At 67.3% G+C, this 19,947-nt stretch carries 14 protein-coding genes; 7 read left to right on the forward strand and 7 right to left on the reverse strand.

Going from position 1 to position 19,947, the window contains the following annotated elements; translation table 11 throughout:
- Positions 1 to 6: 6 nt before the first annotated feature.
- A complete protein-coding gene (locus DFS13_RS01520; RefSeq protein WP_111441320.1) occupies positions 7 to 6,072 on the reverse strand; it encodes an alpha-2-macroglobulin in 6,066 nt (2,021 codons plus the stop codon).
- Between the two features lie 310 nt (positions 6,073 to 6,382).
- On the opposite strand from DFS13_RS01520, the gene DFS13_RS01530 reads away from it, so the two are divergent.
- The 5 genes from DFS13_RS01530 (at position 6,383) to DFS13_RS01550 (ending at position 11,550) form a co-directional block, all read left to right on the forward strand.
- Positions 6,383 to 6,889: a sugar dehydrogenase complex small subunit gene (locus DFS13_RS01530; protein ID WP_006482974.1), complete on the forward strand. Its 507-nt coding sequence runs from the start codon at positions 6,383 to 6,385 to the stop codon at positions 6,887 to 6,889.
- Complete coding sequence (locus tag DFS13_RS01535; protein ID WP_006482972.1) at positions 6,889 to 8,508, forward strand: GMC family oxidoreductase; 1,620 nt, start codon at positions 6,889 to 6,891, stop codon at positions 8,506 to 8,508. Before DFS13_RS01530 ends, DFS13_RS01535 begins: the two co-directional genes overlap by 1 nt.
- A 2-nt stretch (positions 8,509 to 8,510) precedes the next feature.
- The gene (locus DFS13_RS01540) at positions 8,511 to 9,788 is read left to right on the forward strand and encodes a cytochrome c (protein WP_060263394.1); all 1,278 of its coding nucleotides are present in this window, start codon (positions 8,511 to 8,513) and stop codon (positions 9,786 to 9,788) included.
- A 175-nt stretch (positions 9,789 to 9,963) separates the two neighbouring features.
- Positions 9,964 to 10,383 (forward strand): DoxX family protein, encoded by a 420-nt coding sequence (locus DFS13_RS01545; protein ID WP_012493376.1) that lies wholly within the window; start codon positions 9,964 to 9,966, stop codon positions 10,381 to 10,383.
- Positions 10,384 to 10,446: 63 nt separating this feature from the next.
- Complete coding sequence (locus tag DFS13_RS01550; protein WP_006482966.1) at positions 10,447 to 11,550, forward strand: porin; 1,104 nt, start codon at positions 10,447 to 10,449, stop codon at positions 11,548 to 11,550.
- A 270-nt stretch (positions 11,551 to 11,820) separates the two neighbouring features.
- Here the strand turns inward: DFS13_RS01550 and DFS13_RS01555 are convergent, their stop codons facing one another.
- From DFS13_RS01555 to DFS13_RS01565, 3 genes are all read right to left on the reverse strand, one after another.
- Positions 11,821 to 12,363, reverse strand: a complete 543-nt coding sequence (locus tag DFS13_RS01555; RefSeq protein WP_111441321.1) for a cysteine hydrolase family protein — start codon at positions 12,361 to 12,363, stop codon at positions 11,821 to 11,823.
- A 238-nt stretch (positions 12,364 to 12,601) separates the two neighbouring features.
- Positions 12,602 to 13,921 carry an MFS transporter gene (locus DFS13_RS01560; protein WP_034202236.1) on the reverse strand — a complete coding sequence of 440 codons (1,320 nt, stop codon included), beginning with the start codon at positions 13,919 to 13,921 and terminating at the stop codon, positions 12,602 to 12,604.
- Positions 13,922 to 13,964: 43 nt separating this feature from the next.
- Positions 13,965 to 15,149 carry a M20 aminoacylase family protein gene (locus DFS13_RS01565; protein WP_060211183.1) on the reverse strand — a complete coding sequence of 395 codons (1,185 nt, stop codon included), beginning with the start codon at positions 15,147 to 15,149 and terminating at the stop codon, positions 13,965 to 13,967.
- Positions 15,150 to 15,331: 182 nt separating this feature from the next.
- Here DFS13_RS01565 and DFS13_RS01570 point away from each other — a divergent pair, with 182 nt between their 5' ends.
- Positions 15,332 to 16,234 carry a LysR substrate-binding domain-containing protein gene (locus DFS13_RS01570; protein WP_006482963.1) on the forward strand — a complete coding sequence of 301 codons (903 nt, stop codon included), beginning with the start codon at positions 15,332 to 15,334 and terminating at the stop codon, positions 16,232 to 16,234.
- 173 nt (positions 16,235 to 16,407) lie between these two features.
- Entirely contained in the window at positions 16,408 to 16,728 is a 321-nt protein-coding gene (locus DFS13_RS01575; RefSeq protein WP_006478890.1) for a pyrimidine/purine nucleoside phosphorylase, read from the forward strand.
- Between the two features lie 98 nt (positions 16,729 to 16,826).
- On the opposite strand, the gene DFS13_RS01580 is transcribed toward DFS13_RS01575, so the two are convergent.
- The 3 genes from DFS13_RS01580 to DFS13_RS01590 form a co-directional block, all read right to left on the reverse strand.
- Entirely contained in the window at positions 16,827 to 17,159 is a 333-nt protein-coding gene (locus DFS13_RS01580; RefSeq protein WP_006482964.1) for a hypothetical protein, read from the reverse strand.
- Positions 17,160 to 17,644: 485 nt separating this feature from the next.
- A complete protein-coding gene (locus DFS13_RS01585) occupies positions 17,645 to 19,432 on the reverse strand; it encodes a chloride channel protein (protein WP_006482970.1) in 1,788 nt (595 codons plus the stop codon).
- Positions 19,433 to 19,446: 14 nt separating this feature from the next.
- Positions 19,447 to 19,860, reverse strand: coding sequence for a MarR family winged helix-turn-helix transcriptional regulator (locus DFS13_RS01590; protein ID WP_006482973.1), 414 nt, complete (start codon positions 19,858 to 19,860; stop codon positions 19,447 to 19,449).
- Positions 19,861 to 19,947: the final 87 nt, after the last annotated feature.

Here is a 19,947-nt window from a genome sequence, read left to right on the forward strand (position 1 = left end):
TGCTCGTTACTTGCCCGCGTCGGCCGGCTTCACGGTCAGCGGCGGGTTCGGCCACAGGCCGTACACGGACGGTGCATACAGCGCCTCGACGCGCGTCGGTGGCAGGCCGAACGTGCCGACGTTGTTCAGCCGCACCGTGTACTCGACCGAGAATTTGCCCTTCGGCAAATAGTCGTAGTACGCGCGATAGCCGTCGAAGTCGCGCTCGATGAACGCTGGCCATGCACCGTCCGGCGTTTTCTCGCCCTGCGTCGCGGCTTCGGAATCGCGGCCGAGGCCCGACCCGAGGATCGTCGCGCCGGACGGAATCGGATCGTTGACGACGACCCACGTCATGTCGCTCTGCGCATCGATGTCGAGATGCACGCGCACGACGTCGCCGCGCGTCAGCACGCCCTTGACGGCCGGCGATACGGGCGTGACGGTCTTCGTGATCCGGTAGCCGGCCGCGAACGGCGCGCGCAGCGGCACGGCGGCGAGGCTTTCGACGGTCGCCCACGGGCGACCGGTGCCGTCCTGCGTGACCGACAGCGTCGCCGGCCCCTGTGACGCACGCGGCCACGGCATCAGCACGCTGTGCGCGGCGGCCGCGCGGGTCGCGGGCGTGGCCGACGCCGACGGCGCCGCCGACGCGGGCGTATCGGCGGGCGCGGCCGAGCCTGCCTGCGACCACGAGATCGCGCGTTCGTTGCCGCCGAGCGCGATCTTCGTCGTGCCGGCAACCGGCGTGCTCTCGTAGGTGCGCGAGAAGCGCTCGACCGCGAGCAGGCCGAGCGCGTTCGACGTGGTCGTCTGCCAGGCGCCCTGGCGTTGCAGCGCGAGCAGGCCGGCGGTCACGCGCGGCATTTCATCCTTCCATGCCGGGTCGCCCGCGAATTCCAGCGCGAGGCGTGCGGCATTGGTCTCGTTGCTGGTCATCAGCCACCACAGGTCGTCGTCGCGCGCGGTCGAGAACACGAGCTGCGTGCCCTGGTACGTCAGGCGCGCCCGCAGGATCTGGTCGACCTGCGCGCGTTTCTCGTCGCGTTGCGGAATGTCCTTCACGCGCGTCAGGATCGCGTGATAGTCGATCACCGCCGACGTCGGCCACTGGTTCGGCGCGATCTCGATCGAACCCAGCATGCGGCCCTGCGCGGCGCCGTAGCGCGACAGCGCCTCGATCGCGGCGAGCTTGCGCAGGTCGCGATCCTGGCGCGGCGCCCACGCGTTGCGCTCGAGGCGACCGTCGACGAAGCGCGCGAGCCCGGCTTCGAGCTGCGTGCGCAGGTCTTCCGGCAGCGCGAAGCGCGGATCGAGACGGCTGGCTTCGTCGGACACCACGAGCAGGTACGACGACAGCGTCGGGCTGCCATGGTGCGAATCGTCGGACGACGGCGGGAAGTAGCTCGCCAGCCCGTCGCTGTCGAGATAGACGGGCATGCGCGCGATCAGCGCCTGCCATTGCGCGGGGTCGCGCAGCCCGATCGCACGCGACGTCTGCTGTTCGAGGCAGCGGTACGGATAGCGCTCGAACCAGCGGCGCACGCCGGGCAGGCCGTCGGCGAGCTTCGACTGCAGCGACACGGCGATGCCGCCGCGCGGTACGCCCTGGGCGTTGCTCACCGCGCCGGCCGGGGCCGACACGGGCACCGTCAGCGTGCCATCGACCTGCGCGAGCGTCGCCTGCTGCACCGTGACCGGCAGCGCGGGCACGACCTTCTGCGCGACCGCCAGCGCGTCGGACGCGCGCTTGCCGCCTTGCTCGGCCGCCTCGATGCGCCAGTTCAGCGCACCGGCCGCATCGAGCGCCTGTTCGGGCACGGTGATCGTCCACGCGACTTCGGTGGCCGCATTCGCCGCCAGCGACACGGTTTGCGGTGCGACGTCGAGGCCCGTCACGTGCGGCGTCACGACGACCTGCATCGCGCGGTCGGTCGTGTTGCGCAGCGTGACCTGCGCACGGAACGCGTCGCCTTCGCGCACGAGCGGCGGCAGGCCGGAGATCAGTTGCAGATCCTGCGTGCTGCGGATCGACGTGCTGCCCGTGCCGAAACGGTCGGGGCCGACCGCCGCGATCGCGACGATCCGGAAGCGCGTGAGCGCGTCGTTCAGCGGCACCTCGACGGTCGCGCTGCCGTTGGCGTCGAGCGTCACGCGCGGGTTCCACAGCAGCAGCGTGTCGAACAGCTCGCGGGTCGGCGCGCTGCCGCCCCCGCCGCCGGCCGGCACGGCCTTGCGGCCGAAGTGGCGGCGGCCGACGATTTCCATCTGCGCGGTGGCCGTCTCGACACCGTACGCGCGCCGGCGCAGCATCGCGTCGAGCAGGTCCCAGCTGTTGTTCGGCATCAGTTCGAGCAACGCCTCGTCGACGGCCGCAATGGCAATCTGCGTGCCGGCCGGTGCCGGCTGGCCGTTCGGCAGCGTGACCTTCACGTGCGCCTGCGCCTTGCCGCGCACCGTGTAGCGCGTCGCGTCGGTCGTCACGGTCACGCCGAGGCGGTGAACGCCCGTGCCGACCTTGATCTCGCCGAGCCCGTAGCGGAACGCGGGCTTCGACAGGTCGACGAACGCGGTCGGCGCTTCATAGTGGCGGCCTTCGCGCCAGAACGCGCGCGCCCATTCGACCGGCGCCTTCCAGCCCCACGTGAAGAACGAGTACCACGGCACCTCGCGAATCCGGCCGCGCAGCGCGAGCACCGACACGTAGACGTTCGGCCCCCACGAGTCGCCGACCTTCAGGTCCACGGTCGGGTTCTTGCCGTTCAGCTCGACGATGTGCGTTTCCATCACGCCGCCGCGCTCGACCGCGACGAGCGCGGTCGCGTAGCGGAACGGCATGCGCACCTGGAAGCGGGCCGTTTCGCCCGGTTCGTACGACGTTTTCTCGGGGATCACGTCGATCCGGTCGGTGTTGTCGCCGCCGAACCAGAGTTCGTCCTCGCGCGTGACCCACACCGACGTCGATGCATTCGACGTGCGGCCGTCGCCGTCCTTCGCGACCGCGATCAGCTGCACGTTGCCGGCCTGTTCGAGCGTCGCGTCGCAGGCCATGCGGCCCTTGTCGTCGGTCTTGCCCGAGCACAGCACGCCGAGGTCGCGCGTATCGCTCTTGTTGTCGTACGCATAGAAGCCGCCGACCATCCGCTTGCGCGACGACGTCGTGATGCGCGCGACGCCCTTGATCTCGATCGGCACCGACGCGCGCGGCTTGCCCTGCAGGTCGACCGCCAGGGCCTGCACCGGCACGCGCTGGCCGACCGACACCCAGCGGCCGGCCTTGATGCCGGCCACCACCGCGGCCGGCCACAGGATCGTGTCGCCGCGGATCGTCTGCACTTCGCCGTTCGGGTCCGCGAACGTCGCCTCCAGCGCGATGCGCTTCGGTGCGTCGACGTCCGGCAGGCCCTTGAGCGTGACGGTGCCCGCGCCGTTGCGGTCAAGCGTCAGCGGCAGCTTGTCGGCGATCAGCTTCGTCGCGTCGGGGTCGTGGTTCGACGACGACGCGTTGTCGCCGTCCTGCGCATCGTCGTCGGCGTTGCCGTCGCTCGTGTCGGGGCGATACGGCGTGAAGCTGAAATCCTCGAAACGATCGGCGAACGGCGGCGACGCCCACTTCATCAGCGCCGACACCTGTACCGGCAGGTTCGATGCGCCGCCGCCCGACACGTAGTCGATCTGCACCGCGAGCGGCGCTTCCTTCGCGGCGACGAGCGGGCTCTTCTGCGCGTCGCGCGCGCCGATCGAGCCTTTCAGCACCGGCAGGCGGAACGCCTCGACCCGGAAGCTGCCGCTGTAGTAGGTGGCGCTCGGCGCATCTTCCGGGCCGCCTTCGAGTTCGACGCTGTATTCGCCGAGCTTCGCGGCGGCCGGCAGCGTGAACTGCGAGTCCGCGCTGTGGTCGGCCGCCCACGTGAGCGGCAGCTTGTAGGTCTGGCCCGTGCCGAGATGGCGGATCGCGACGCGCGTCGGGTATTGCGACGGGAACGCGAGACTCTGCAGCGTCTCGGTGCGGATGAAATGCTTCATCGACACGGTTTCGCCGGCGCGCAGCAACGTGCGGTCGAACACCGTATGCGCGCGCACGGTCGGCGCGCTGTCGGTGTCGGTCGGCACGTTGAAGCGCCACGATTCGATCCCGCGGTTCCAGCCCGAGCTGACGAACGCCATGTCGGGGCCCGTCTTCGGGTCGTCGACGCGCGCCGACACGAAGTAGTCGTCGAAGCGCTGCTCCGACGAGCTGCACGCGCGCTTCGGCTCGAACGGCCCGTCGATCTTCAGCAGGCCTTGCGCGTCGGTCTTGCCGGCCGCGATTTCGTCGCCGTTGCAGTCCGACACGCGGATCTGCGCGTTCGGCACCGGCTTGCCCTTGTCGAGCGTCGTGACCCACACGAGATTGTTCTCGCGGCCCTGCTTCAGGTGCACGCCGAGGTTCGTGACGAGCACGGTGGTGCGCACGTACATGCTCGACGGCTTCGCGAGCAGGGAGCGGCCGAGCGCGGGCGACGCGAGTTCGAGCACGTAGAAGCCGGGCTTGTCGATCGGCACGCCGACCACTTCGAACGGGCGCAGCGTCTTCGGGTCGGCCTTCGGCAGCGTCAGCACCTGCGCGCCGGGCTCGCCCGTCAGCAGCGACAGCGAGCGCACGTCGATGCGGCGGTTCTTCGGCGCCGGCTGCTTTTCGCCGGCTTCGAGCGGCACGTACACGGGGTGCTGGCCCTTGCGTTGCAGCAGGCCGGGAATCTGGTCGTCGATCGAGCCGGCCGTCATCGACCAGTTGTCGAACCGATCGACGGTGCGCATCCATTGACGGATCGCGGTGTCGTTCTCGACCTTCAGGTTCGCGAATTGCGCGCCGCCCGCATTGAGGCCGGCGATATGCAGGTCGGCCTCGACGTTGCGCAGCGTGACGGGCACCAGCGCCGGCGTACCGGGTTCGGCGAAGCGCTCGACGATCCCGAAGGTGCCCGACGAGAATTTCGCGAGCGGCGGCATCGGCGCGGTGCGCGTCGCGAGCGGGAACAGGTCGGCGTTGGACAGCGGCCGGTCGGTCACGTCGTGCAGGCCCGACGGCAGCTCGACGGTCAGGGCGGCTTGCGCGGGCAGCGGCGGGTTGAACGTGACGGTCGTCACTTCCTCGCTATGATCGTCGGCCGCGAAGGTCGGTGACAGCGAACCGTCGGGGCCACGCAGCTTGATCGCTTCGGCCTGCTTGCGCGCGACCGGTGCGTTGAACGACAGCGTGAGCGGGCGCAGCGGCGTGCAGGGCGCCTTCGCGTTCTCGCGTTCGCACGAGAAGCTCACGGCGAACGGTGCGCGCACGGTGAAATCGAAGCGCCGTTCGGTTTCGTTCGCGATGCCGCTCGGGCTCGCGACGCCCTTGCCGTACACGAGCTGCATCTTCGCGCTCGCCGGGAGCGCCTGCGAGCACGACAGCGTCAGCACGCGCGCCGCCTCCTTCTTCAGCCCGAAATGATCGAGCAGCGCATTGCGCGTATCGTCGTCGGCCGCCGTGACCGGAATGCGGTTGCCGATGCCGGCCGCTTCGCACCAGATGTTCGCGAGCGCCGAACGCGGCTCGGCCGGGCCGTTCAGCTTCATCACGAAGACCTGACGCTCCTCGATCTCGCGGGAGCCGGGGCGCACCGACACCGGGAACGGGCCGCCCGTCTGGAACGTGAAGCGACGCGGGCCGCTCGCCGCATTGCCGGCGACCGAGCGCAGCGTGTCGTTGAGCGCGACCGCGCAGCGGACGCCCGGCGGCAGGTCGCTTTCGAAATCGTAAACCCAGGTCTTGTCGTCGAGCCAGTGGCCCTGGCCGCGCGCGGCCGCCGAATCGTTACAGGTCACGCGCGCCGGATTCGGCGCGGAGGCCGAGCCGAAGGCGACCATCGGTTCGTCGAACTTGACGACGCTCTGCCGGACTTCTTCGGTGACGGTGCCTTGCGGCGACACGCTCACCGTGCGCGCCGCGCCGGCGTGCAGCGACAGGGCCGCGGCGGCGCCGAGCGCCGCGACGGCGCCGATGCGCCAGAGCAGCCGGGTCGTGTGGTTGGTTTGGTTCGTTTCTTTGTTGTACTTGTCGCGCTGCTTCATCGCTCGATTGCCCTCGGAGGGAAGCTTTCTGTTTGATTGCACGGAATTCTAACCGACCGTCATGCGTGCGCAGTGTGGCGTGCAGGTGTGGTGTGTGGTCGGCACGCGACACGCGCGTGCCTGCGGCGGATTTGTCGCGTCGACGACACAAAAATGCAGCGAAATATCGATTGTCCCGGATTGCGGAACATTTAATGGACTATAAAAAGATTGTTCGATCCGATTTGTGCGCGTACATTGCAGGTCCGCGCCAATGTTTGAGAAATATCAAGCGTGGTTTTCCCGAATCCGGTGTTCGAGAGAAGGAAACATGCACAACGACAACACCCCCCAATCGCGTCGTGACGACGACGCAGCCGCAACCGGCATCACGCGGCGTCAATGGCTGCAGGGCGCACTGGCGCTGACGGCGGCGGGCCTCACCGGCTCGCTGGCGTTGCGGGCCCTGGCCGACGATCCCGGCACCGCGCCGCTCGATACGTTCATGACGCTCTCCGAAGCATTGACCGGCAAGAAAGGGCTGAGCCGCGTCACCGGCCAGCGCTATCTGCAGGCCTTGCAGAAGGGCTCGTTCAAGACGGCCGACAGCCTGCCGCAACTCGCCGGTGCGCTCGCATCCGGTTCGCTGAATCCCGACCAGGAATCGCTCGCATTGACGATTCTCGGCGCGTGGTATCTCGGCATCGTCGACAACGTCGTGATTACCTACGAGGAAGCATTAATGTTCAGCGTGGTGTCCGATACGCTCGTGATCCCTTCGTATTGCCCCAACAAACCCGGCTTCTGGGCCGAAAAACCGATCGAGAGGCAAGCCTGATGGCCGATACCGATACGCAAAAAGCCGACGTCGTCGTCGTCGGATCGGGTGTCGCCGGCGCGATCGTTGCGCACCAGCTCGCGATGGCGGGCAAGTCCGTGATCCTGCTGGAAGCCGGCCCGCGCATGCCGCGCTGGGAAATCGTCGAGCGCTTTCGCAACCAGCCCGACAAGACCGATTTCATGGCGCCGTACCCGTCGAGCCCGTGGGCCCCGCATCCGGAATACGGCCCGCCGAACGACTACCTGATCCTGAAGGGCGAGCACAAGTTCAACTCGCAGTACATCCGCGCGGTGGGCGGCACGACGTGGCACTGGGCCGCCTCCGCGTGGCGCTTCATCCCGAACGACTTCAAGATGAAGACGGTGTACGGCGTCGCCCGCGACTGGCCGATCCAGTACGACGACCTCGAGCACTGGTATCAGCGCGCCGAGGAGGAACTCGGCGTGTGGGGCCCGGGCCCCGAGGAAGACCTGTACTCGCCGCGCAAGCAGGCGTACCCGATGCCGCCGCTGCCGTTGTCGTTCAACGAGCAGACCATCAAGAGCGCGCTCAACGGCTATGACCCGAAGTTCCACGTGGTGACCGAGCCGGTCGCCCGCAACAGCCGCCCGTACGACGGCCGGCCCACCTGTTGCGGGAACAACAATTGCATGCCGATCTGCCCGATCGGCGCGATGTACAACGGCATCGTCCACGTCGAGAAGGCCGAGCAGGCCGGCGCGAAGCTGATCGACAGCGCGGTCGTCTACAAGCTCGAGACGGGCCCGGACAAGCGCATCGTCGCCGCGATCTACAAGGACAAGACGGGCGCCGACCATCGCGTCGAAGGCAAGTATTTCGTGCTCGCCGCGAACGGCATCGAGACGCCGAAGATCCTGCTGATGTCCGCGAACCGCGATTTCCCGAACGGCGTCGCGAACAGTTCCGACATGGTCGGCCGCAACCTGATGGACCACCCGGGCACCGGCGTGTCGTTCTACGCGAACGAGAAGCTGTGGCCGGGCCGCGGCCCGCAGGAGATGACGTCGCTGATCGGTTTCCGCGACGGCCCGTTCCGCGCGACCGAAGCCGCGAAGAAGATCCATCTGTCGAACATGTCCCGCATCAACCAGGAGACGCAGAAGATCTTCAAGGCCGGCAAGCTGATGAAGCACGAGGAGCTCGACGCGCAGATCCGTGACCGTTCCGCGCGCTACGTGCAGTTCGACTGCTTCCACGAGATTCTGCCGCAGCCCGAGAACCGCATCGTGCCGAGCAAGACGGCCACCGACGCGATCGGCATCCCGCGCCCCGAGATCACGTATGCGATCGACGATTACGTGAAGCGCGGCGCCGTGCACACGCGCGAGGTCTACGCGACGGCCGCGAAGGTGCTGGGCGGCACCGACGTCGTCTTCAACGACGAGTTCGCGCCGAACAACCACATCACGGGCGCGACGATCATGGGCGCGGATGCACGCGACTCGGTCGTCGACAAGGACTGCCGCACGTTCGACCATCCGAACCTGTTCATCTCGAGCAGCTCGACGATGCCGACCGTCGGTACGGTGAACGTGACGCTGACGATCGCGGCGCTCGCGCTGCGGATGTCGGACACGCTGAAGAAGGAAGTCTGACCGTGCGGAAATCTACTCTCACCTTCCTCCTCGCCGGCTGCCTCGCGCTGCCCGGCCTCGCACGCGCTGCCGATTCGGTCGATCCGGCGCAGGTCAAGCGCGGCGAATACCTCGCCGTCGCGGGCGACTGCATGGCATGCCACACCGCGAAGGGCGGCAAGCCGTTCGCGGGCGGCCTCGGCATGCCGGTGCCGATGCTCGGCAAGATCTATACGAGCAACATCACACCGGATCCCGATACCGGCATCGGCAACTGGACGTTCGAGGACTTCGAGCGCGCGGTGCGGCACGGCGTATCGAAGAACGGCGACAACCTGTACCCGGCGATGCCGTACGTGTCGTACGCGAAGATCAACGACGACGACGTGCAGGCGCTGTACGCGTACTTCATGCACGGCGTCGAACCGGTCAAGCAGGCGCCGCCGAAGAACGAGATCCCCGCGCTGCTGAGCATGCGCTGGCCGCTGAAGATCTGGAACTGGCTGTTCCTGAAGGACGGCGTGTACCAGCCGAAGCCCGAGCAGAGCGCCGAGTGGAACCGCGGCGCCTATCTCGTGCAGGGCCTCGCGCACTGCAGCACGTGCCACACGCCGCGCGGCATCGCGATGCAGGAGAAGTCGCTCGACGAAACGGGCGGCAGCTTCCTGTCGGGCTCGGTGCTCGCGGGCTGGGACGGCTACAACATCACGTCCGACCCGAACGCGGGGATCGGCGGCTGGACGCAGCAGCAGCTCGTCCAGTACCTGCGCACCGGCAGCGTGCCGGGCCTCGCGCAGGCGGCCGGCCCGATGGCCGAGGCGATCGAGCACAGCTTCTCGAAGATGACCGAAGCCGACATCGGCGCGATCTCGACGTACATCCGTACGGTGCCGGCCGTCGCCAGCGGCGACGCGAAGCAGTCGCGCTCGTCGTGGGGCAAGCCGGCCGAGGATGGCCTGAAGCTGCGCGGCGTCGCGCTTGCGTCGTCGGGCATCGATCCGGCACGGCTGTATCTCGGCAACTGCGCGACCTGCCACCAGATGCAGGGCAAGGGCACGCCGGACGGTTACTACCCGCCGTTGTTCCACAACTCGACGGTGGGCGCGTCGAATCCGACCAACCTCGTGCAGGTGATCCTGAACGGCGTGCAGCGCAAGGCCGGCAGCGAGGACGTCGGGATGCCCGCGTTCCGCCACGAGCTGTCGGATGCGCAGATCGCCGCGCTGACGAACTACCTGACCGGGCAGTTCGGCAATCCGGCCGCGAAGGTGACCGAGCAGGACGTCGCGAAGCTGCGCTGAAACGCGGCACGCGGCGAAGCAGGGCAACAATAGAAAAGAGGAGGAGCACAGCACATCGGGCGGGCCCCGATGCCGGTTGTTGCAGAGCGGGACGGGCGGCGCAGGCGGCCGCCCGTCCTGGTTCACAGGCAATCCGGTGCGCGCACGCCGCGCATCGTTTTCGTTGATCGAGACCATGACACCGAACCAACCGTTTCTCGCGTCCCAGCGCGATGTGCTGCTGCTGCTGTCCCGAATCCTGCTCGTGATCCTGTTCGTGATGTTCGGCTGGAAGAAGATTATCGACTTCTCCGGTACGATCGCGTTCATGGGCAGCGAGGGCGCGCCGGCGCCGATCATCTCGGCGGCGATCTCCGTCGTGATGGAGCTCATCGTCGGGATTGCGATCCTCGTCGGTTTCCAGACGCGGCCGCTCGCGCTGTTGCTTGCGCTGTACACGATCGGTACCGGCATCATCGGCCACCACTACTGGACGATGACGGGCGGCGAGCAGATCAACAACATGATTCATTTCTACAAGAACATCGCGATCTCGGGCGGCTTGCTCGCGCTCTGCGCGGCGGGCCCCGGACGTTTTTCGATCGATCGCGGATAAGCAGACCCGAGGCGCGTGCATGGGGTGCGCGTCGGACGGTCGAGACTTCGAGGGGGCATCATTTTGCGACTCAAATACTTCGCATGGCTGATTGCGGCCGCCACGCCGGCGGCCGCGTTTGCACAGACGAGCGTCACGCTGTACGGCCGGATCGACGGCGGTATCGAATACCTGAACCACATCGCGACACCGAACGGCAGCAAGTCGCGCTGGAGCGCGGAAAGCGGCGACTGGGGTACCAGCATGTTCGGGCTGAAGGGCGTCGAGGATCTCGGCGGCGGGCTGTCGACGGTGTTCAACCTGGAAACCGCGTTCCAGGTCATGAACGGTCAGACGGGCGGCGGGCGCATGTGGTCACGGCGCGCGTACGTCGGGTTGAAGAGCAACACGTGGGGCCAGTTGCAGGCCGGCCGCAACCTGTTCATCGACAGCGACGGCGTGTGGGAATTCGACCCGTTCGTCCAGCAGGCGTTTTCGTCGGCCTCGCTCGTGCGTGGCCGCAACTGGCAGCAGAGCAGCAACAACATCGAATATCACAGCCCGGTGATCGGCGGCTTCGACGTGCAGGCGCAATACGCGTTCGGCAACCAGTCGCGCGGCTTCAACTACGGCGCGGCCGACGATTTCGGCCGCTCGGACGGGATCATGATCTCGTACCACTCGCCGGTGCTCGACGTGCGCGGCATCTACGACGAACTGCGCGACAACAACGGCAAGTTCAGCAACATTTTCACGGCGTCGCGCGAGTACTTCGTCGGGGCGAACGTGAAGGTGTCGAAGTTCAAGATCCAGGGTGCGTATACGCACTACCAGGCGCCGGACAGCCCGGCCGGTGTCGCCGACCGTGCCGATCACTACTGGCTTGGCGCGACCTATTCGGCTACGCCGCAGTGGGCCGTGACGGGTGGTGGCTACTACGTGAAGGTCGGCGACGGCGGCGGCGATGCGTCGCACGATCCGTCAGGGCACGCGATCATGTATGTGCTCGGCACCACGTACAACCTGTCGAAGCGCACGTTCCTGTACGGCACGGTCGCGTATGCGCGCAACGGCGGAAATTCGAACTTCTCGCTGCTCGCGACGCCGCGTGACGCGACGTCGGGGACGAGCCCGATGACGGGCGAGTCGCAGACGGGTGCGTATGTGGGGATGATGCATACGTTTTGAGTGCGGGCGGTTTGTGTAGGTGAAAAAGGCACGGGTGGCGAAAGCCCCGTGTCTTTTTGCTTTTACTGTGCATGCCGTATCGTCGCTGTCCATGAGCGGACGCGACAGGGTCTCGCACGTGCTCTTCTGCTGCTTCGAGGTCAGTCCCGTTCTCGAAGGTCGGCATGACGCATCGAACGATCGGCAAGCCGATTCCTGCGAATTGACGGCCCCTTCTGACGCTATTGCAACGCGCGCACTCGCTTACCGCAGTCCGACCGGCGCGCTGCATCAGAACACGCATGCCTCGGTCGTCGTCAACACCGCAAACGGCCCGCCAAGCGTCGCATTATGATGCGCGACGATCCGCTCGGCCGGCAGCGCGGGCGTATCCGTGCAGGTGTGCGCATCGGCCACGAGCACCGCGCGAAACCCGAGATCCGCGGCCGCACGGCACGTCGTATCGACGCAGTATTGCGTCTTCATCCCCGCGATCACGATCTCGCCGATACCCGCCGCATGCAACCACGCCGCGAGCCGCGTACCCGCGAAGCAACTCGGCCGGGTCTTGTCGAACACGATGTCGCGTGCGGTATCGATCGCGAGTTCCGGCAGCAGCGCGGCGAGCGGCGCGTCGGGCGCGATCGGAGAGCCGGCCGGGCCGGTGTGACGCACGGCGAACACCGGCGCGCCGGCGTCATGCGCGCGTTCGATCAACCAGTTGATATTGGCCAGCACGCGTTCGCCGTCATGCGGACGATCGGGACCATGAAACAGCCCGACCTGCATGTCGATCACGAGCAGCGCGCGTTTCGGGGAAGGGGCTTCGGACATTGCGTTTCTCCTGAGTGGCCGATGCGGACGGAGAAACGACGAGACCCCGTCCGGAACCGGCGGGGCCTGTGGGAATTGAGCCGCTACGATCTTGCGCGCACTCGCCGCACGGGCCCGCCGAAGGCGGTCGTGCGCGTGGTCGTCGAAAGGGTGATCGTGGCGTTGTGCATGGGCCGATGATGCCCGATGCGCGCGCGCGACGTCAATGACGCTTCACGCGTCGCGCATCGTGCGCCGCTCAATCCAGCGCCTTCCCGGCCTTCTCGTCCATGCAACGAATCGCAAGCAACGTCATCGCGCCACACCCGATCGCATACCACGCAGGCGCATTCGGATTCCCGGTCGCCGAGATCAGCCACGTGACGAAGAACTGCGCGAAGCCGCCGAAGATCGCGACGCCGACGCTATACACCAGCGCACCGCCCGTCGCACGCACCGCCCGCGGAAACAACTCGCCGAGCATCGCGCCCGTCGCACCGATGTTGATCGCATGCACGATCGACAGCGCGGCGATGATCGACAGCAGCGACGCGGCGCCCGGCCAGCGGTTCAGCGCGATGAACGCCGGATAGATCGCGGCCATCAGCACGATGCGCGTCCACCAGACGATCCGGTTACGGCCATATACGTCGGACAGATGGCCGCCGATCGGCGTCACGAGCATCAGGATCGCACCGGCGACGCAGCCGGCCGTCATCGACAGCCAGGTCGGCAAGTGCAGCACCTGCACGCCGTAGATCGCCATGTAGAACACGATGATGTAGTGGATCGACGTGCCGCCGATCGTCACGCCGAGACCCGCGAACACGGCCTTGCCATGGTGGCGCAGCACGTCGGCGAGCGGCAGCGAGGCGACCGGCTCGTCGTGCGCGGCAGCCGGCGCGGCAGCGGGCACTTCCTCGACCGTGTGGCGCAGCCAGTAGCCGATCGGCACGAACAGCGTGCCGATGATGAACGGCACGCGCCAGCCCCAGCTTTCGAGCTGCGCGGCCGTCAGCGTCGACGTCAACGCAACGCCGGTGAGTGCGCCCGCCAATGCGGCGAGCCCCTGGCTCGAGAACTGGAACGATGCGTAGAAGCCGCGACGATGCTGCGGCGCCTGTTCGAGCAGCAGCGTCGTCGATGCGCCGACTTCGCCGCCCGACGCGAACCCCTGGAGCAGCCGCGCGAGCACGAGCAGCAGCGGCGCGGCGATGCCGATCTGCGCGAAGGTCGGCGCGATCGCGATCGTCGCGGTGCCGAGCGCCATCAGCAGCAGCGTGAGGATCATCGCCTTCTTGCGGCCGGCGCGGTCCGCATACATGCCGATCACGAGCCCGCCGAGCGGACGCGTGACGAAGCCGACACCGAAGCTCGCGACCGCGAGCATCAACTGCCCGAACGACGAATGCACGGGAAAGAACAGCTTGCCGATCAGGATCGCGAAGAAGCTGTAGACCGTGAAGTCGTAGAACTCGAGCGCGTTGCCGACGGCGGCGGCCGCGATCAGCCGGCGTTTCTTCGCGGCGGCGCGGGCATCGGCCGGCGTACCGGCGAACGGAAGGGCGGACGTTTCCATGGGGTTCCCCCGGTTGAGCGCGAAACTGCGTGGTGAAGGGCCGTCAGGCCGCGAGCCAGGCTTCGGCGACGCGAACCCAGTAGCTCGCGCCGATCGCGAGGATGTCGTCGTTGAAGTCGTAGCCGGGGTTGTGCACCATGCAGCCGCCCTTGCTGCCGATCCCGTTGCCGATGAACGCGTAGCAGCCGGGGCGCGCTTCGAGCATGAACGCGAAATCCTCGCTGCCCATCAGCGGCGCGGCTTCGGTTTCGACGCGGTCGGCGCCGAGCATCTGGCGTGCGACGTCGGCCGCGAACGCGGTCGGTTCCGCGTGATTGACGAGCACGGGGTAGCCATAGTCGTAGTCGACTTCCGCGGTGACGCCGAAGCTCTCCGCCTGCCCCTTCGCGAGCGCGTCGATACGGCGCGCGAGCAGCGCGCGCACGTCGGCGTTCAGCGCACGCACCGACAGTTTCATCACGACGGTTTCCGGAATGATGTTGAACGTCTCGCCGGCCTGCACGCTGCCGACCGTGATCACGGCCGCATGCTGCGCGTCGACTTCGCGTGCGACGATCGTCTGCAGCGCGACCATGATGCTGCCCGCGGCCGACATCGGATCGCGCGCGAAATGCGGCATCGCGCCGTGGCCGCCGACGCCGCGCAGCGTGATCGTCACGCGGTCGGCCGACGCCATCGCGGCGCCGGTGCGAAACGCCATGTCGCCGGCCGCGCGGCCCGGCATGTTGTGGATCGCGAAGATCGCGTCGCACGGGAAACGGTCGAATAGGCCGTCGTCCATCATCGCCTTCGCGCCGCCGAAATTTTCCTCGGCCGGCTGGAAGATCAGGTTCAGCGTGCCGGAAAAATGGCGCGTCGCCGCGAGGTGGCGTGCCGCGCACAGCAGCATCGCGGTGTGGCCGTCGTGGCCGCATGCGTGCATCTTGTTCGCGTGGCGGCTTGCGTACGGCAGGCCCGTGGTTTCCGCGAGCGGCAGCGCGTCCATGTCGGCGCGCAGGCCGACGGTACGCGTGCCTTGTCCTGCGCGTAGCACGCCGACCACGCCCGTCTTGCCGATGCCGCGATGCACGTCGTAGCCCCAGCCGGTGAGCAGTTCGGCGACGAGATCGCTGGTGAGCGTCTCTTCGAATGCGAGTTCGGGATGGGCGTGGATGCGGCGGCGGACTTCGACGAGCTCGGGGGCGATCGCGGCGATGCCGGGGATGACGGGGTTCACGGCTTGCAGCATGGTGTCTCCTGTGGGGCCGGGTGGGGCGTCTGATGCGCATGCGACGACCAAGCATATAAATTTCTTTTGCGTACCAGAAGCTGCTAAATTGCTTTGGTGCACACCGTCGGTTGCCGCTCGGGAATACCCTGAGCGATGGCGCCGCGCGCCGCACAGGGTTTCCACGGATCACGCATTGCCCCATGAAATACCATCAGCTGAAAGCGTTCGTCACCGCCGCGGAGGAGGGCAGCATTCGCGCGGCCGCGCGGCGCCTGAACGTGTCGCCGGCCGCGTTGACGAAGGCGGTGAAGGAGCTGGAGATCGCGCTCGGCGTGTCGCTCGTCGTGCGCACCGCGCGCGGCGTGCAGCTCACCGCGTTCGGCCAGCAACTGCAGGTGCGCGCGCGGCTCATCGTCGCCGAAATGCAGCGCGCCCGCGACGACATCGAGCAGGCGCAGGGCGCGATGACGGGTTCCGTCGCGGCGGCGATCACGCCCGCGGCGGCGGTGACGATCCTGCCCGACGCATTCCGTGCGTTCCGGCGCCGCTTTCCGGTGGCGCGCGTCAATCTGGTCGAAGGGTTCCCGGGGGTCGCGCTGCCGCGCCTGCACGACGGCTCGCTCGATTTCGCGGTGGCCGTCGTCGTGCCTGAACTGCTCGCCGCCGAGTTCGATCATGCGGAGCTCTACGCGAGCCGCTCGCTGATCGTCGCGCGCAAAGGGCATCCGCTCGCGTCGGCCACGTCGCTCGCCGATCTCGTCGAGGCCGACTGGCTGATGAATCCGTCGCCGGAAAGCTCTACGCAGGTGTTGTTCAATTCGTTCGTCGCGTACGGGCTGCCGGTGCCGGCGCGCGTCGTCGAATGCCCGAGCTTCGGTCTTGCGCACAGCCTGATGACCGGCTGCGACCTGATCGCATCGATGCCCGAGCAACTGCTGCAAGGCGAGTGGGCGCGCGAGCAGCTCGCGGTGCTGCCGATTCGCGAGCGCCTGCCGGGCGTATCGGTTCAGGTCGTCACGCGCCGCGACAGCCCGCTGACGCCGGCCGCGGCGATGCTGCTCGATTGCCTGCGCGATTCCGCGCGGCGCAAGGGGTTGCGGTGAACCGGCACCCCACATGAATCACGTAGTGATCCTGACGATCGTGGGCCCGGCACGCACCGGTAGCGCGCCATTCCGATACACGTTGCGCGAGCCGGTATCATAGCGGCCGGCCCGCCGCTCCGGCCGGCCTCCAACTCCATCGCCATCCGGCATCCAGCAATCAGAGGCATCACATGACCAGTGCAACCCAATTCGACAACGTATCGGTCGTCAAGCGCGCGAACGTCTATTTCGACGGCAAGTGCGTGTCGCATACCGTGCTCTTCCCGGACGGCACGCGCAAGACGCTCGGCGTGATCCTGCCGTGCGCGCTCAACTTCGGCACGGATGCGCCCGAATTGATGGAAGTGCAGGCCGGCAAGTGCCGCGTGAAGCTCGACGGCAGCAGCGAATGGCAGACCTACGGCGCCGGCGAATCGTTCTCGGTGCCGGGCAAGAGCCGCTTCGACATCGAAGTGCTCGAGACGCTCGATTACGTCTGCAGCTACCTGTAAGACGCTTTCCGCGCCGCAAAGAAAAAGCCCCGCCGAAGCGGGGCTCGTCGCAAGCGGATGGCGCAAGGCCATCCGGTGCGCCTGTTCTCGTTACATCGTTACAGGCAGGCGTTGATGTCGCCGGCGGACGCTGCATCGCCGCGCACGCCGACCCACGTCTTCGCACCCGGCTTCCACGACGGACGCACCATCGCGGCGGCGCCGTTCGGCGGCTGCTGGCCCGGTGCATACACATCGGTCGCGAGGCCGTTGGCCAGCACGTTCTGCGAGATCACCTGTTGTTGCGACTTGTCGGCCCAGGTCTTGGCGATGCACGCCGAAACGTCGGGAGCGTCTTTCTGGCTTTGTCCCACGTTTTGCACGGCAGGTTCAGCGGCATGAGCAGAAATTGCCACGGTCAATGCGATGAGCGGTAAGTATTTCACGTTCACGTTATCTCCCTCGAGTCGTGATTGATTGAGTGGGATGCGCAGCAGTGCTGCGTGCAAGTGAGATCGCATCGGGCGGGCACGGTTCCGGTCATTCCGAAACAAGTTGTTAACGCGCTTGCCAAATGGCGGCTCGGATGCTGCGCATGTTGCTGCGGCGCGGCATGCGTCGTGTACGGCTCGACGTCATGCGTGGCGCGGTCGGTGCGCTGCCCGGTCGTGGTGTGGTGAGGTGACGGTCGCGGCAGGCGGCATGTACGTGCATGCCGCGCCGCGACTCTTTATCGAATGGCGAAGTGGAATGGCTATTGGATGGCCCCGTCGCATGAGCACCATGATGACAAACTTTCGTCTGTTGAATTGTTAACCAACTTTAAACGGCGGAAAGCGACGGGAAGGCGATGCGGCGCGCGACGGGCGCACCGTATCGTGGCGCGGCGTGAGGCAGGGAAGCGGCGCGCGGCAGAGCGCCGCGCACGCGAACGACGTCAGCCGGCCTTGCGCGAGCCGATGCCGCGCAGGTTGACCGGGACGACCGGACGGAAGCGCTCGCGCTTGTGTTCGTCGTCGAAGTGCTGGAGCGCCGGCTTGATCAGGTCGCTGCGGGACACGATCCCCGTGATGCGCAGCGATTGCTCGTCGGCGACCACCGGCAGGCGTTCGAGGCCGAGCATCGCCAGGCGCGACGCGACGACGCGGCAGGTTTCGTGCGCCAGCGCGACGGCCGGTGCACGATCGGCGAACGCGGCCGAGATCGGCGTGTCGGCGCCAGCCTGCGCACGTTGCGCGTCGAGCGTCGCGCGATCGACGAGGCCGAGCAGGCGGCCGTTCTGCACGACCGGGTACGCGCGGTGTGTCTGCTTCGCGCCGAAGTATTGCGTCTCGACGGTATCGAGCGTCGCGGTGCCGTCGATCGCGACGAGCAGATCGGCCGACGTCATCACTTCGCCGATGTCGTGCCGCTCCAGCGGATCGACGCCGTATTCGCGATAGATGTGGTAGCCGCGGCGTGCGATCTTTTCCGTCATGATCGAGCGCTTCATCACGATGGTCGCGAAGCCGTGCGCGACGAGCGTCGCCGCGAGCAGCGGCAGCAGCGCATTGGTGTCGTGCGTGAGACCGAAGGCGAACACGATCGCGGTGAGCGGGGCGCCGAGCGTCGCGCCGAGCGTCGCGGCCATGCACACGAGCGGCCACAGCGCCGGATCGCCGCCCGGCAAGACCGGCGACAGCACGGTGCCGAGGCCGGCGCCGAGCATCAGCAGCGGGGCGAGCACCCCGCCCGACGTGCCGGAGCCGAGCGCGATCACCCACATCACGGCCTTCACGATCAGCAGCGCGAGCGCGATCTTCAGCACGATGTGCTGGTGCAGCAGGTCGCCGATCACGTCGTAGCCGACGCCGAGCGCGCGCGGCTCGAGCCAGCCGCCGACGCCGATCACGATCGCGCCGAGCGCGGGCCACCACATCCAGTGCACGGGCAGCTTCGCGAAGGTGTCTTCGACGCGGTAGAGCGCCGCCGACAGGCCGCATGCGAGCGCACCCGACAGCAGACCCGCGACGATGCACGACAGCAGCGCGACGGGCGTGGGCGCGGCGGTCGTCAGCGGAAACAGCGGATCGACGCCGAAGAACACCGCGCGTGCGAAGCCGGCCACCGCGCACGCCAGCGCGACCGGCAGGAAACTGCGCGGGCGCCATTCGAACAGCAGCAGCTCGACCGCGAGCAGCACGGCGGCGACCGGCGTGCCGAACACGGCGGTCATGCCGGCGGCTGCACCGGCGACGAGCAGCGTCTTGCGCTCGGCGGCGGTCACGTGCACGCACTGCGCGATCAGCGAGCCGAGCGCGCCGCCCGTCATGATGATCGGGCCTTCGGCGCCGAACGGGCCGCCGCTGCCGATCACGACGCCGGACGACAGCGGCTTGAGGATCGCGACCTTCGGCGACATGCGGCTCTTGCCGAACAGGATCGCCTCGATCGCTTCCGGAATGCCGTGGCCGCGAATCTTCTCCGAACCGAAACGCGCCATCAGGCCGACGATCAGCCCGCCGATCACCGGGACGGCGATCACCCAGGCGCCGAGCGTGTTGTTCGCGGGCGAATGATCGGCGAACGAGAACTGCTGGAAGAAGAACAGGTTCGTGAACAGGTGGATCAGGCTCAGCAGCACGAACGCGGCAAGCGTGCTGAGCAGGCCGATCACGGCGGCAAGCAACGCGATCCTGGGCAGGCGTTCGTTGGTCGAGAAATCGCGTTTATGTGGGGCGTTCATCGGAGTGGCAAGGGTCAGTAATCGATCTGGGGAACCTGGAACGTGTCCTTGAGCGACTTCAGTTCGGCGCGATGCATGGCCGCGAGGCGGGCGAGCAGCGTTTCGCCGGCGTGCTCGAGGTGGACTTCGACCTGGCGGCGGTCGGCTTCGCTCGGCTTGCGCTTCACGAGCCCGAGCGCTTCGCAGCGCGTCACCAGCGCCACGACGCCGTGGTGCTGCGCCTGCAGGCGTTCCGCGAGTTCGCCGATGGTCGCCCATTCGCGATGCGGATAGCCCTTGATGTGCAGCAGCAGCAGGTATTGCAGCGGCGTCACGCCTTCGCTTTGCGCGGCGCGTTCGGAGAAGCGCTCGAAGCGGCGCATCTGGTAGCGGAACTCGGACAGTTGCTGGAAATCGCCTTTCGTCAGCGCGCGTCGGGTATCGTTCATCGAGGTCGGTCGGGCAGTCGGTTACGGTGGCGGTAAATATATCACAATATGATATAAATGGCCGAAATCAGGCGGAATGATCGCATT

Source organism: Burkholderia sp. 28_3 (assembly GCF_003253915.1).
GTDB lineage: Bacteria > Pseudomonadota > Gammaproteobacteria > Burkholderiales > Burkholderiaceae > Burkholderia > Burkholderia cenocepacia.

Coding starts and splice junctions, on each gene's coding strand:
- DFS13_RS01520 (WP_111441320.1), bottom strand. CDS start 6,072: ATGAAGCAGCGCGACAAGTACAACAAAGAAACGAACCAAACCAACCAC.
- DFS13_RS01530 (WP_006482974.1), top strand. CDS start 6,383: ATGCACAACGACAACACCCCCCAATCGCGTCGTGACGACGACGCAGCC.
- DFS13_RS01535 (WP_006482972.1), top strand. CDS start 6,889: ATGGCCGATACCGATACGCAAAAAGCCGACGTCGTCGTCGTCGGATCG.
- DFS13_RS01545 (WP_012493376.1), top strand. CDS start 9,964: ATGACACCGAACCAACCGTTTCTCGCGTCCCAGCGCGATGTGCTGCTG.
- DFS13_RS01555 (WP_111441321.1), bottom strand. CDS start 12,363: ATGTCCGAAGCCCCTTCCCCGAAACGCGCGCTGCTCGTGATCGACATG.
- DFS13_RS01560 (WP_034202236.1), bottom strand. CDS start 13,921: ATGGAAACGTCCGCCCTTCCGTTCGCCGGTACGCCGGCCGATGCCCGC.
- DFS13_RS01565 (WP_060211183.1), bottom strand. CDS start 15,149: ATGCTGCAAGCCGTGAACCCCGTCATCCCCGGCATCGCCGCGATCGCC.
- DFS13_RS01570 (WP_006482963.1), top strand. CDS start 15,332: ATGAAATACCATCAGCTGAAAGCGTTCGTCACCGCCGCGGAGGAGGGC.
- DFS13_RS01575 (WP_006478890.1), top strand. CDS start 16,408: ATGACCAGTGCAACCCAATTCGACAACGTATCGGTCGTCAAGCGCGCG.
- DFS13_RS01585 (WP_006482970.1), bottom strand. CDS start 19,432: ATGAACGCCCCACATAAACGCGATTTCTCGACCAACGAACGCCTGCCC.
- DFS13_RS01590 (WP_006482973.1), bottom strand. CDS start 19,860: ATGAACGATACCCGACGCGCGCTGACGAAAGGCGATTTCCAGCAACTG.